This window comes from Pseudobutyrivibrio xylanivorans (assembly GCF_010906925.1).
In the GTDB taxonomy this organism is placed as follows: domain Bacteria; phylum Bacillota; class Clostridia; order Lachnospirales; family Lachnospiraceae; genus Pseudobutyrivibrio.
Genome location: NZ_VTVE01000001.1, coordinates 765,862 through 779,173 on the forward strand (window position 1 = coordinate 765,862; position 13,312 = coordinate 779,173).

A 13,312-nucleotide genomic window follows, 5' to 3' on the forward strand; every position below is an offset into this window, starting at 1 on the left:
TGGGAAAATAATGTATAGGAGAAGGCGTTATGAATAATGAGACATTAAATCGAGCAAAGGAGCTTGTTTCTCAGATGACATTGGAAGAAAAGATGAGCCAGATGCTTCATCATTCTCCTGCAATTGAGAGACTTGGCATTCCTAAGTATTGTTGGTGGAATGAAGCCCTTCATGGGGTGGCAAGAACTGGCGATTCTACCATGTTTCCACAGGCTATAGGCCTTGGAGCTACTTTTGATGAGGAGCTTATTCATGATATAGCAGATGTTATTTCTACTGAAGGTCGTGCTAAATACAATGAATTTGTAAAACATGAAGAAAGAGACATATATAAGGGACTTACCTATTGGGCACCTAACATTAATATCTTTAGGGATCCCAGATGGGGACGAGGCCATGAGACATACGGAGAAGACCCTTATTTGACGGGGCAGCTTGGAATGGCTTTTGTAAAGGGGTTACAAGGAGATGACCCGGATAATCCAAAGGCTGCAGCATGCGCAAAGCACTATGCAGTTCACTCTGGACCTGAGGGTGATAGACATCATTTTGATGCCAAAGTATCTGATCAGGATTTGTATGACACATATTTATATGCTTTTAAGCGTCTTGTAAAGGATGCAAAAGTTGAAGCTGTTATGGGGGCTTATAACAGAATAAACGGTGAACCTGCATGTGGCAGCAAGCGTATGCTTAAGGATATTTTAAGAGGCCAGTGGGGATTTGAAGGTCATGTTGTATCTGATTGCTGGGCCATTAGAGACTTCCATGAAAATCATAAGGTAACAGGTTGTGAAGTGGAATCTGCAGCACTTGCTGTTAATAATGGTTGCGATCTTAATTGTGGATGCACATATGAAAAGCTGATTTATGCTTATAAGGCAGGTCTTGTCAAGGAAGAGACCATAGATGAGGCTGTTACTCGACTTATGGAAATCAGACTTCGTCTAGGTACTATTCCAGAGAGAAAGAGCAAGTATGATGATATTCCATATGAAGTGGTTGAATGCAAAGAGCATATCGAACTTGCCCTTGACGCTGCAAAGGATAGCTTTGTCCTTTTGAAGAATGATGGTTTACTTCCACTGAATAAAAAGGATTATAAATCTATTGCTGTTATTGGACCTAACTCTGATTCAAGAAGAGCTTTAATTGGAAATTATGAGGGCCTTTCTTCTGAATATATTACTGTTTTAGAGGGTATTCGTCAGGTTGTCGGTGATGATATTAGATTATTCCACGCTGAGGGCACTCATCTTTGGAAGGATAGAATTCACGTAATCAGTGAGCCAAAAGATGGATTTGCCGAGGCTAAAATCGTAGCAGAGCATTCAGATTTAGTTGTAATGTGTCTTGGACTTGACGCATCAATCGAAGGAGAAGAAGGAGACGAGGGTAATCAGTTCGGTAGCGGAGACAAGCCTGGATTAAAGCTTACAGGCTGTCAGCAAGAGCTTCTTGAGGAAATTGCCAAAATCGGCAAGCCTGTTGTACTTCTTGTGCTTTCAGGTTCTGCTCTTGATTTATCATGGGCTCAGGAATCTAATAACGTAAATGCGATAATGCAGTGCTGGTATCCAGGTGCAAGAGGTGGACGCGCAATTGCAGAGGTTTTATTTGGCAAGGCCAGTCCAGGAGGTAAAATGCCTCTTACATTTTATGCCTCTGATGATGACCTTCCTGATTTTTCTGATTATTCAATGGAAAATAGGACATACAGATATTTCAAGGGCACACCACTTTATCCATTTGGTTATGGACTAGGTTATTCTAAAATCGATTATCTATTTGCTTCTATTGATAAAGATAAGGGAGCAATTGGTGATACATTCAAGCTAAAGGTAGATGTTAAAAATACCGGTAAGTATACACAGCATGAGGCTGTTCAAGTATATGTAACGGACCTTGAGGCAAGCACAAGAGTGCCTATTAGAAGCCTTAGAAAGGTTAAATGTCTAGAGCTTGAGCCTGGTGAAACAAAAGAGGTTGAATTTACCCTTTTTGCAAGAGATTTTGCCATTATTGATGAAAAGGGAAAATGTATCATAGAGCCAGGCAAGTTTAAGATTTCTATTGGGGGACAACAGCCAGACGATAGAAGTAAAGAACTTATGGGCAGAGAGTGTGATATTTTCGAAATTGAATTAACAGGCTCTGTTACAGAAGTTGAATATTAATTGAGAGGTGCATCATGGTTATAGCTAACAATCCAATTCTAAAAGGTTTTTATCCAGACCCTTCTATCTGCAGAAAAGGGGATGATTTTTATCTAGTTTGTTCAAGTTTTGTGTATGCTCCGGGAGTACCGGTTTTTCACACTAAGGATTTGGCACATTTTGAGCAAATTGGAAATATATTAGACAGAGAAAGTCAACTTCCATTGTCGGGAGATATATCTAGAGGCATATTTGCCCCAACAATAAGAGAGCATAATGGAATCTTTTACATGATAACAACTAATGTAAGCTCTGGCGGCAACTTTATTGTTACTGCAAAAGATCCAGCTGGTCCTTGGTCTGAGCCATATTATTTAGGTGAAGATGAGGCGCCAGGTATTGATCCATCTCTGTTCTTTGATGACGACGGCAAATGTTATTACGTTGGTACCAGACCAAATCCTGAGGGAGTTCGTTACAACGGTGATTGGGAGATATGGGTTCAAGAGCTGGATTTAGAGCAAATGAAACTTGTAGGTTCTTCGATGGCGATATGGAAGGGCGCTCTTAAGGATGTTATTTGGCCAGAGGGACCACACCTTTATAAGAAAGATGGATATTATTATCTTTTACATGCAGAAGCTGGCACAAGCTTTGAACATGCTATTTCTGTAGCTCGGTCAAAGGAGCTATTCAAATGGTTTGAGGGATGTCCTAGAAATCCTATATTTACCCATCGAAATTTAGGCAAGGATTATCCAGTATGCAATGTTGGACATGCTGATTTAGTTGATGACATCAATGGCAACTGGTATATGGTGATGCTGGCATCTAGACCATGCAAGGGAAAGTGTAGCATGGGACGAGAGACATTTCTTGCAAAAGTAATTTGGGAAGACGGATGGCCTGTGGTTAATCCGGGAGTAGGTCGTTTGACTGATGAGGTGGAGATCGACCTTCCGGAATATAGATTCTCAAAAGAGATTACTACAAAGGATAAAATGACCTTTGAAGAGACAGTCCTAGATGATAGATTTGTTGGAATTGAAAGAAGAAGTGAGGACTTTTATTCCCTTACTGACAATCCTGGCTTCTTAAGATTAAAGCTTCGTCCTGAGGCCATAGAAAATACTGGCAATCCATCTTACTTAGGAATTCGTCAAAAGACTCATTCATTTAGAGCAAGCTGCGGGCTTAAGTTTACACCAGCAAAAGATAATGAATGTGCAGGAATGGTGTTATTCCAGAATAATGAAAATCACCTGGAGCTTTTAGTTGTAAAGAAAAAAGATAAGTTACAGTTTAAAGTAGGGCCAGTTATTAAAGGAACCAAAATCAGACTTGCTACTTTTGATATTTCATCAGGTGATTTAGAAATAATTCTTGAGGCAGCAAATCAGCTGGCCAATATCTATATTAAAAAGAATAACGAAAAGATTCTTGTGGCAGAATGTATTGATTTGAGCCCATACACCACCGAAGAATCAGGCGGATTCGTAGGATGTACCATCGGACTATATGCTTCTTCAAATGGAAAGGCTAGTGATAACTATTGCGATTATTCATACTTTACAGTAGAAGAAGTATAGCATTTTCAATGAGCGAATTTGCAAGTTTTATATACGGGATTAATTGAACGTAAAAATCATACAGATGTAAAATAGTTTCCAGAGAAAGTATTTTCTCTGGAATTTTTTTATTATGGAGGTGATTATGCTTCAGGAAAGTATTAAGAAGTTGGTACAGTACGGTATTGATATGGGGCTCACACCAGAATGTGAGAGAATATATACTACAAATCTTTTGCTTGAATGTATGAAAGAAGATGAGTACACAGATCCAGACTGTGATTTAAGCAATATTGTACTTGAAGATGTATTAAAGGAACTTTTAGATGAGGCAGTTAATAGAGGTATCATAGAGGATTCAGTTACACATAGGGATTTGTTTGATACAAAGCTAATGAATCAGCTATGCCCACGTCCTAAACAGGTTATAGATGAGTTTAACCGTATATACGATAACCATGGTCCAATAGATGCAACAGATTATTTTTACAAATTAAGCAAAGCCTCTGACTATATCCGTACTTACAGGGTAAAAAAGGACCTAAAATGGACTTGTGATACAGAGTATGGCACCCTTGATATAACAATTAATCTCTCTAAGCCAGAAAAAGACCCAAAGGCAATTGCTGCAGCTAAGAATGCTAAACAATCCGCATATCCGAAGTGCCAATTATGTATGGAAAATGAAGGCTATGCTGGCCGCATTAATCATCCTGCAAGAGAGAATCATCGCATAATTCCTATAACTATAAATAACAGCAACTGGGGCTTTCAATATAGCCCATACGTTTATTACAATGAGCATTGCATAGTCTTTAACGGAGAGCATACTCCTATGAAAATAGAGCGTGCTACTTTTGTTAAGCTATTTGATTTTATAAAACTATTTCCACACTATTTTTTAGGAAGCAATGCTGATTTACCAATTGTTGGAGGATCTATTTTAAGTCATGACCATTTCCAAGGCGGCCATTACACATTTGCCATGGAAAAAGCTCCAATTATTCAGGAATTTACAGTAAAAGGATATGAGGATGTTAAGGCTGGTATAGTTAAATGGCCACTTTCAGTAATTAGGCTTCAGTGCAAGGATGAGACTAGACTTATTGATTTAGCTACTAATATATTAGACAAATGGAGAAATTACACCGATGAAGAGGCATATATTTTTGCTGAAACAGATGGAGAGCCTCACAATACGATTACACCTATTGCTAGAAAAAGAGGGGATTACTTTGAACTAGATCTTGCCCTTAGAAACAACATTACTACCAAAGAACATCCATTAGGTCTATACCATCCACATGCCCATCTTCACCATATAAAAAAAGAAAACATAGGACTTATAGAGGTGATGGGGCTTGCGGTACTTCCAAGCCGCTTAAAGACCGAAATGGAACTGTTAGCTGACTACATTGTTAACAATAAAGACATCCGCTCCAATGAAGAAATATCCAAGCATGCGGATTGGGTAGAAGAATTCACCAAAAATTACAATCATATAGATGGTCAAAACGTAAATACGATATTACAAGCAGAAATCGGAAAAGTATTTTGCCAGGTATTAGAGTGCGCCGGCGTCTTCAAGTCCACCCCAGAAGGCATGGACGCATTTAACCGCTTTATAAAGGTTATATGTTAGTGTAATCTACTACCTGGTTGCGGCCATGCTTTTTAGCATAGTAGAGAGCTTTGTCGGCACGATCCAGGCAAGAGTGGTAGTTTTCGTCTGCCTTGTATTTGCTGTAGCCGATTGATATTGTCAGAGGGCAAACAGAATTTTCTCCGGAAGATATATCCTGACGGATCTCTTCAGTGACTTTTGCAACTCTGCTGGCGTCACAGTCTACTAGGAGTAGAACGAATTCTTCGCCACCCCAACGGATAACGTAATCTTGATTTTGTACGTGTGTCTCTAGACGGCTGCCTACGTATTTGAGGATGATATCACCAGCCTCATGGCCATAATTATCGTTGACCTTTTTGAAGTAATCGATGTCTAACATGGCGATATAAATGCTTTCGTCGGTGTAGAACTTATGAGTCTCTGGATCTACGATTTCGTTGATTTTAAATCGGTTGTAGACCCCTGTTAATTCGTCAGTGATTGAGTTTAGTTCTAGAGATTTCTTAATGAGATAGTGGTCTGCATAGGTATTCTCCAAGATAATTTGAAGGAGAATTACTCCAATATATATAGGAATAGCAAGTGTGAGCATCATATCTAGGTGCTCATAGTGGTTGAATAAATTGGATACGAGAATATTAAAAAAGATAAATCCGTGAATAATTGTGTGATACATTACAGGCATTGCAAGCCCGATGGTGAGGAATGCAAAGTGCATAATGATAAAGCCCTCGCGGACAAAATCACGGTTCTCAAGATGATAAACAGACCAGATTGTGGCCCACATAGCTGCGTGGGGAATTAGATAGTAGAGAAGTACGCCTGCTTTGTATGATTTTACTTTGCGATATAGCAATAAAAATAAAGCCAGTGGTAAAAGTACTGATAATCTCGGGATAAGTGTTTCCCATGAGAATCTACCGTATAGCTGGCAATCAGTGAAAAAGTAGGAAATCTCACTAAAGGCAATAATAACTGCGCAATAGGCACTTACTACTTTGTAATAATCAAATTTTGATTGATAAAAATCTAGTAATTCTTCTTTAGCAATTTTCTTTGTAATCATAGTACGTATATTATAACCTCTGAATTTCATCACAACAATGTAAAACTTATTAATATTTTGCGGTTTTTTTGTGTTCTTCATAAATAATTCTCATTATCGTTTCACAACATTCGGAAACCCTTTTAGTTTTCTTCACTTTACATTCACTTAGCCCCATTAATCTTTATCCATCAATTGAAAAGGAGGAAGCCATGGGGCAAATAACAAAAGTATTTAATAGATATGAGAAGAAGTTTCTCATAGATGAAAAGACTTATGCTTTGCTTAAAAAAGAGCTTGATGTCTATATGAATGAAGACGAATATGGGCTTCATACCATAAGAAATATTTATTACGATACCTTAAACGACCAACTTATTAGGACTTCAATAGAAGGACCTAAATATAAAGAAAAGTTTCGAGTGCGTTGCTATGGCAACCCAACCTATGACAGTATGTGCTTTTTAGAGATTAAGAAAAAGTATAAAGGACTGGTTAATAAAAGAAGGGTGGCTATACCTATGGAAGAGGCGGAAAGATATTTGATAGAGGGCAAGTTGCCATCTAATCCTAATCAGATATTCAAAGAAATAGATTATTTCTTTAGCCGTTATCCCCTAGAGCCTAAACGCTACATTGCCTATGATAGGTTGGCTATGTACGGAAAGGAAGATAGGGAGTTTAGAGTGACTTTTGATATTAACATCAGAAGTAGAAATTTTAATTTGACATTGTATAGTGATGAGGAAAATGAGTATTTGCTAGAACCGGGAATGAGACTTATGGAAGTGAAAATATCCGATTCAATGCCCCTTTGGTTTGCAAGACTTTTGTCTAAATATAAGATTTATCCTACATCATTTTCAAAATATGGAAATTTTTACAAAAAAAGCTTAAAAGAAGCATAAAGAGTTACGGAGGTTTATTTTAATGGAATCGATTTTATCAACTTTGATGTCAACTAGTATATCGACTATTTCAACAACAGAAGCTTTACTATATGGAATGGGGGCATCTATATTAGGTTTTGTTATTTCGCTCACATATATAAAAACAGGGACAGTTTCAAAAAATTTTGCGAGAACACTTATTATTTTACCTTTTCTAGTATGTATGGTAATGCTGGCAGTTAATGGTAATTTCGGAACAAGTCTTGCTGTAGTAGGAGCATTTTCTCTGGTTAGATTTAGATCACTTCAAGGAAGTTCGAGAGATATAGGTTTTATATTTTTTGCAATGACCATTGGAATAATATGTGCTGTGGGACAGATGTCTTTAGCTGTGATTGTAACAGCAATTATTTGTGGAATTCATTTTGTCTTAAATGGGATAGGTTATGCCGCGAAAGAAGCAGGAGAAAAGGACCTGAGAGTGACAATCCCAGAAAACCTTGATTATAGCGATATTTTTGATGATATTTTTGAAAGATTTACCCTTTCCCATAAGCAGATTGCAGTTAGAACGACAAATATGGGTTCTATGTATGAGATAAATTATAGGGTAAGATTAATAAATGAAGAAATTGAAAAAGATTTCTTGGATGAAATCAGAATGCGTAATGGAAATCTTACGGTTGTTTGCGGCCGATGTGATATGAATGAAGCAGAGGAATTATAATTATGAGAAATAAATTTTTGATAAGTGCTATATGTCTTGTTGTTATAACAGCTGTTGTTGGCTGCGCATCTTTCAGTGAGGAAAAGACTGATATAGTTGCTTCGGAGAATTCCAATGATGATGAACTTACAGTTAAGACAGATTGGAACCAGATGGCATCAATTACTTTTTCAGAAGATGCTATAACAATTGAGGGAAGTGGTTGCAGTAACGAAGATGGAATTTTATATATTACAGAAGGTGGTGCCTACACACTGCAAGGTAAATCTAGTAGTTCTTCAGTGGTTGTAAATACTGATGAAAACGTAAAACTTATATTAAATGGTGTGGACTTACAAAGTGTAGATGGGCCTGTAATCTATGGTGCACAGGTGAAAAATCTATATATAGAATTAACAGATGGTTCAAGTAATACCTTGACTGATTCTAATGAGTACGCCACTGATTCTTCCACAGGTGAGGAGATTGGTAAAGGCGTTATTTCCTGTGAGGATGACATTATCATCATAGGTGAGGGAACACTTAATATTAATGGAAATCATAAGCATGGTATTTCATCTGATGACAAGTTATATGTAGAATCAGGTAATATTAATGTAGTTACTGAGGGGACAGATGGGCTTAATGCAAATGATTTGATTTGTATTGATGGTGGCACTATTGTCATAGAGGCAGTTAGTGATGTTATGGAAAGTGATGGTGTTTTACAGATAAATGGCGGTGAAATTTCAGCAAAGAGCAATGATGAGGGCTTAGAAGCTAAGGACAGCATTTATATAAATGGTGGAATAATTGATATATCTGTTTCAGATGACGGATTGAATGCTACTAATTATATTGAAATAAATGGCGGGGAATTAAGTATTAGTTGTCAAACTGGCGATGCCATTGACTGTAATGGTGGTGTAGATGGTTGCATTACAATAAACGGTGGCGACATATATGTTCAAGGTGGCAAGGAACCTGAAGGTGGTATTGATGCTGATAACTCTAGTGTAATTATAAATGGAGGAGAAGTTATTGCCATTGGAGCAGTTAATAGTCCTATTTCAGAAGAAAGTGGGCAGGTTTCCATAGTGTACGGCAGTTTTGATGCCGACCAGTCAATAACAATAACAGATGAGAATGGAAATCAGGTTTTCGAATATACGCCAGCTGTATCAGGTTCAACTATGATTATTTCATCAAATGTATTTGAGAGAGGAAATACTTATAAGATTACTTCTGGTGAAAATGAAATATCTGTTACAGCTGAAACAACTGTTGTGGAAGCAGGAGGCTCGGCCCAAGGTATGGGAGGACACGGTGGAGGTCCAGCAGGACAATTACAAAAGCCAGATGGAACTTCAAATTTTGAAGATATGCCAGAAGATTTTAAGCCTGGGCAGATGAACCCTGAAACAAGACCACAGGGGCCAATGGAAGAGGGGCAAATGCTAGATAACAACAACCAATAATTAGGTCTTGATACTTGAAAAAAATAAATTTTGGTATAGAATTATTTAGGACTGCACATAGCAGTCCTAATTCTTGTATACAATATAATTTATGAGAGGAAATATAAATGAGTAAAGTAAGAACACGTTTTGCACCATCACCAACAGGTCGTATGCATGTAGGTAATCTTCGTACAGCTCTTTATGCTTTTTTAGTTGCAAAGCATGAGGGAGGAGATTTCCTTCTTAGAATAGAGGATACAGACCAGGAGAGACAGGTAGAGGGTGCTGTGGAGATTATCTATAGAACACTTGCTGCTACTGGCCTTATTCATGACGAGGGTCCAGACAAGGACAAGGGTGTTGGCCCTTATGTTCAGTCGGAGCGTCAGGCTCAGGGCATTTATCTTGAGTATGCTAAAAAGCTTATCGAGAAAGGTGAGGCTTATTATTGCTTCTGTGATGATGAGCGTCTCGCAGAGTGTAAGCAGATTATAGGCGACAAGGAGATTCATATTTACGATAAGCATTGTCTCAACCTTTCAAAGGAAGAGGTGGAGGCTAACCTTGCAGCTGGTAAGCCTTATGTTATCAGACAGAACAATCCACGTACTGGCACTACTACATTTGTAGATGAGCTTTATGGAGAGATTACAGTTGATAATTCAGAGCTTGATGATATGATTCTAATCAAGTCTGATGGATATCCTACATACAATTTTGCCAACGTAGTAGATGATCACCTTATGGGAATTACTCATGTTGTTCGTGGTAATGAGTATATTTCTTCTTCACCAAAATACAATCGACTTTATGAGGCATTTGGCTGGGAAGTACCTAAGTACATTCACTGCCCACTTATTACAAATGAGGAGCACCAGAAGCTTTCTAAGCGTTCAGGACATTCTTCATACGAGGATTTGATTGAGCAGGGATTTTTAACAGAGGCTGTTGTTAACTTTGTTGCTCTTCTTGGTTGGTCTCCAGAAAATGACAATGAGATTTTCTCTTTAGATGAGCTTATTAAAGAGTTTGATTATCACCGTATTTCAAAGTCACCTGCAGTATTTGATATCACAAAGCTTAAGTGGATGAATGGCGAGTACATGAAGGCTATGGACTTTGACAAGTTCTACCAGATGGCAGAGCCATACCTTAAGGAGTACATTAAGGGTGACTATGATCTTAAAAAGATTGCAAAGATGGTTCAGACTCGTATTGAGATTTTCCCTGATATCAAGGATCATGTTGATTTCTTTGATGCAGTACCAGAGTATGACAGCTCAATGTATACTCACAAAAAGATGAAGACAAACGAGGAGTCATCACTTGCAGTATTAAAGGAACTTTTACCAGTTCTTGAGGCACAGGATGATTACTCTAATGATGCTTTATATGCACTTCTTTCAGGATTTGCTACAGAGCATGAATATAAAAATGGATACGTACTCTGGCCAGTTCGTACAGCAGTATCTGGTAAGCAGATGACACCAGGCGGAGCTACAGAGCTTATGGAGATTCTTGGCAAAGAAGAGTCTATCAAGCGTATCAAGGCGGCAATTGAAAAATTATCTTAATTAAATATAGGGTTGGGGAACCCAGAATACATATAGGCGAGTTAGGAGGATTATGAACTTTAACGACTCGCAGATTATGGCGATTAGTCATAAGGAGGGACCCTGCTTAGTTGTGGCAGGACCCGGCAGTGGTAAGACTGCAGTTATTACCCATCGTATTAATGAACTGATTAATTCTGGAATCCCTGGCAGAGAAATCTTAGTTATTACGTTTACTAAGGCTGCGGCCATTGAAATGAAGGAACGTTTCAACAGGTTATCTGGAAATAATCAGGTGACCTTTGGGACGTTCCATTCTTTATTTTGGGGGATTTTACAAAGAGAATTGGGCTATAAAAGCAAGGATATAGTCATGGGCTCTGCAAGGATGCAGATATTGATTGAGGCTATCAGAATGGTAGGGCTTGATGCTACTGATTTATCAGTGGTTAATTCTATATCCAATGATGTGACTACATATAGGAATAAGGGTGAGAATAGTTTTTCTTTTATACCTGAGGCCATAGATCGGGAGGATTTTTTTAAAGTCTATTCTAATTTTAAAAAGCTTAAACAGAAGTATAGGGTTGTGGACTTTGATGACATGTTAAGTATTGCATATGAGCTATTTATTAATAGACCTAGCGTTTTAGATAAATGGCAAAATAGGTATTCATATTTTCTCGTGGATGAAATGCAGGATATGAACAATCTGCAATTTGATCTCATTAAAATGCTTTCTGGTAAAACCAATAATATTTTTTGTGTAGGAGATGATGACCAGTCTATCTATGGGTTTCGTGGAGCCAATCCTAAAATAATGACTGATTTTATAAATAATTATGATAACTGTAAGAGAATTATACTAAATTACAATTATAGGAATCCATCTAATGTGGTAAAGGCTGCTCTTGCTTTGATAGATAAAAATAGTATTCGCTTTAAAAAGGATATTATACCTACAAATAAAGAGGGGACTGTCAATATAGCAGAAACTGTAGATGAAGTGGGAGAAGCTGACTACATTTATGGGATGATTAAATCACGAATAGCACAGGGGATACCACTTGATGAGATAGCAGTTCTTTACAGAAACCATAGTGATGCAAAATATCTCATTAATCGACTTATGACAGAAGGGGTTCCGATTTATCTAAAAGAGGCTACTACTAATTTTTATTCCCATTTTATAATTGAGGATATTGAAGCTTATTTCCAGATAGCTATTGGTAATTCTACAAGGTCAAGGCTTCTCAGGATCATAAATAGACCTAATCGTTTTTTGCATAGAGCTTCTGTAGAAAAAGGAAGCAGAGTAGAGGATATATTATATTTTTATAAGGACAATTACAGTGCTTATCAAAGAGCACTGGCTCTTAATTCAGATATTCTGTTGATTTCTAGAATGTCTCCTTATGCTGCAATTAATTATATTAGAAATGTAATGGGCTATGACAGTTTTTTAAAGGAAGAGGCTATCAGGTGTGGTACATCATTTGATGAGTATACAGATGTATTGGCTTTTCTATTGGAAATAGTGAAGGATTGTAAAAATATAAAACAAGCCATAGATAAACTAAACGTTCTTAGATATAAGGTTGATTATGAGAACAAGAATAAGCAGGTGGATAAATCAGGAAAGGTGGGGCTATATACCTTGCATTCAAGCAAAGGCCTAGAGTTTGATACAGTCTTTATTTTAGGCGCTAATGAAGGAGTTATTCCTAATAACAGAGCAGATACTGATGAGGCGATAGAAGGTGAGAGACGGCTATTTTATGTAGGTGTAACCCGCACAAAAACATCACTTTTTATTACATATACAAACAAAAAGAATCGGGAAAAGTCCCGATTCTTAAGTGAAATGACTATAGATTATTCATCTACTTCCTCTTCTAAGATTTCATCAAATCTCTTGGATACAGCCTCGTATTCTTCATCTGAAAGGATGTTTTCGAGAGATGGAGCACCTGTTTCGTCCTCGAAATATCTGTAGATATATACTTCGCCTTCTTCATTAGGCTCACCCTTTTCATCAAGAGGAATAAGCACGATGTAGTCCTGGTCACCTATATCAAAAATAGTTATAATCTCACAAGTAACCTCAGAACCATCATCTAAATTAAGAGTAACGACTACATCGTCATCTTCATTATCAACAGGAAAAACTTGATTTTCGTCCATTTTATACTCCTTCAATTAATATATTATTTGTTTAAGACATGCCCTTATGATATAATTCATTAGGTTTTATGTCTAGTATTTTAGAGATTTTATATATATAAATACACTTATTTTTGGAAGTGG

At 37.4% G+C, this 13,312-nt stretch carries 9 protein-coding genes and 1 pseudogene; 8 read left to right on the forward strand and 2 right to left on the reverse strand.

Annotation, left to right across the window (positions count from 1 at the left end):
- The first annotated feature begins 29 nt into the window (after positions 1 to 29).
- From F0Q01_RS03580 to galT, 3 genes are all read left to right on the forward strand, one after another.
- Positions 30 to 2,177 (forward strand): glycoside hydrolase family 3 C-terminal domain-containing protein, encoded by a 2,148-nt coding sequence (locus tag F0Q01_RS03580; protein WP_090486333.1) that lies wholly within the window; start codon positions 30 to 32, stop codon positions 2,175 to 2,177.
- 14 nt (positions 2,178 to 2,191) lie between these two features.
- The gene (locus F0Q01_RS03585; RefSeq protein WP_090486337.1) at positions 2,192 to 3,745 is read left to right on the forward strand and encodes a glycoside hydrolase family 43 protein; all 1,554 of its coding nucleotides are present in this window, start codon (positions 2,192 to 2,194) and stop codon (positions 3,743 to 3,745) included.
- A gap of 124 nt (positions 3,746 to 3,869) precedes the next feature.
- On the forward strand, positions 3,870 to 5,366 hold the full coding sequence (gene galT, locus F0Q01_RS03590) for a UDP-glucose--hexose-1-phosphate uridylyltransferase (RefSeq protein WP_090486340.1): 1,497 nt from the start codon (positions 3,870 to 3,872) through the stop codon (positions 5,364 to 5,366).
- On the opposite strand, the gene F0Q01_RS03595 is transcribed toward galT, so the two are convergent.
- On the reverse strand, positions 5,356 to 6,498 hold the full coding sequence (locus F0Q01_RS03595) for a GGDEF domain-containing protein (RefSeq protein WP_090486343.1): 1,143 nt from the start codon (positions 6,496 to 6,498) through the stop codon (positions 5,356 to 5,358). The genes galT and F0Q01_RS03595 overlap by 11 nt on opposite strands.
- Before the next feature lie 110 nt (positions 6,499 to 6,608).
- Here F0Q01_RS03595 and F0Q01_RS03600 point away from each other — a divergent pair, with 110 nt between their 5' ends.
- From F0Q01_RS03600 to F0Q01_RS03620, 5 genes and pseudogenes are all read left to right on the forward strand, one after another.
- On the forward strand, positions 6,609 to 7,304 hold the full coding sequence (locus F0Q01_RS03600; protein WP_090486346.1) for a polyphosphate polymerase domain-containing protein: 696 nt from the start codon (positions 6,609 to 6,611) through the stop codon (positions 7,302 to 7,304).
- 22 nt (positions 7,305 to 7,326) lie between these two features.
- Positions 7,327 to 8,013 (forward strand): DUF4956 domain-containing protein, encoded by a 687-nt coding sequence (locus F0Q01_RS03605; protein WP_090486348.1) that lies wholly within the window; start codon positions 7,327 to 7,329, stop codon positions 8,011 to 8,013.
- A gap of 2 nt (positions 8,014 to 8,015) precedes the next feature.
- Entirely contained in the window at positions 8,016 to 9,470 is a 1,455-nt protein-coding gene (locus F0Q01_RS03610; RefSeq protein WP_090486351.1) for a carbohydrate-binding domain-containing protein, read from the forward strand.
- Positions 9,471 to 9,577: 107 nt separating this feature from the next.
- Positions 9,578 to 11,026, forward strand: a complete 1,449-nt coding sequence (gene gltX, locus F0Q01_RS03615) for a glutamate--tRNA ligase (RefSeq protein WP_090486354.1) — start codon at positions 9,578 to 9,580, stop codon at positions 11,024 to 11,026.
- 52 nt (positions 11,027 to 11,078) lie between these two features.
- Positions 11,079 to 12,821 (forward strand): annotated as a pseudogene (locus F0Q01_RS03620) (ATP-dependent helicase); the annotation flags it as partial.
- 59 nt (positions 12,822 to 12,880) lie between these two features.
- Here F0Q01_RS03620 and F0Q01_RS13840 read toward each other — a convergent pair.
- Entirely contained in the window at positions 12,881 to 13,189 is a 309-nt protein-coding gene (locus F0Q01_RS13840; protein WP_090486358.1) for a DUF1292 domain-containing protein, read from the reverse strand.
- Positions 13,190 to 13,312: the final 123 nt, after the last annotated feature.

Coding starts and splice junctions, on each gene's coding strand:
- F0Q01_RS03580 (WP_090486333.1), top strand. CDS start 30: ATGAATAATGAGACATTAAATCGAGCAAAGGAGCTTGTTTCTCAGATG.
- F0Q01_RS03585 (WP_090486337.1), top strand. CDS start 2,192: ATGGTTATAGCTAACAATCCAATTCTAAAAGGTTTTTATCCAGACCCT.
- galT (WP_090486340.1), top strand. CDS start 3,870: ATGCTTCAGGAAAGTATTAAGAAGTTGGTACAGTACGGTATTGATATG.
- F0Q01_RS03595 (WP_090486343.1), bottom strand. CDS start 6,498: ATGAAGAACACAAAAAAACCGCAAAATATTAATAAGTTTTACATTGTT.
- F0Q01_RS03600 (WP_090486346.1), top strand. CDS start 6,609: ATGGGGCAAATAACAAAAGTATTTAATAGATATGAGAAGAAGTTTCTC.
- F0Q01_RS03605 (WP_090486348.1), top strand. CDS start 7,327: ATGGAATCGATTTTATCAACTTTGATGTCAACTAGTATATCGACTATT.
- F0Q01_RS03610 (WP_090486351.1), top strand. CDS start 8,016: ATGAGAAATAAATTTTTGATAAGTGCTATATGTCTTGTTGTTATAACA.
- gltX (WP_090486354.1), top strand. CDS start 9,578: ATGAGTAAAGTAAGAACACGTTTTGCACCATCACCAACAGGTCGTATG.
- F0Q01_RS13840 (WP_090486358.1), bottom strand. CDS start 13,189: ATGGACGAAAATCAAGTTTTTCCTGTTGATAATGAAGATGACGATGTA.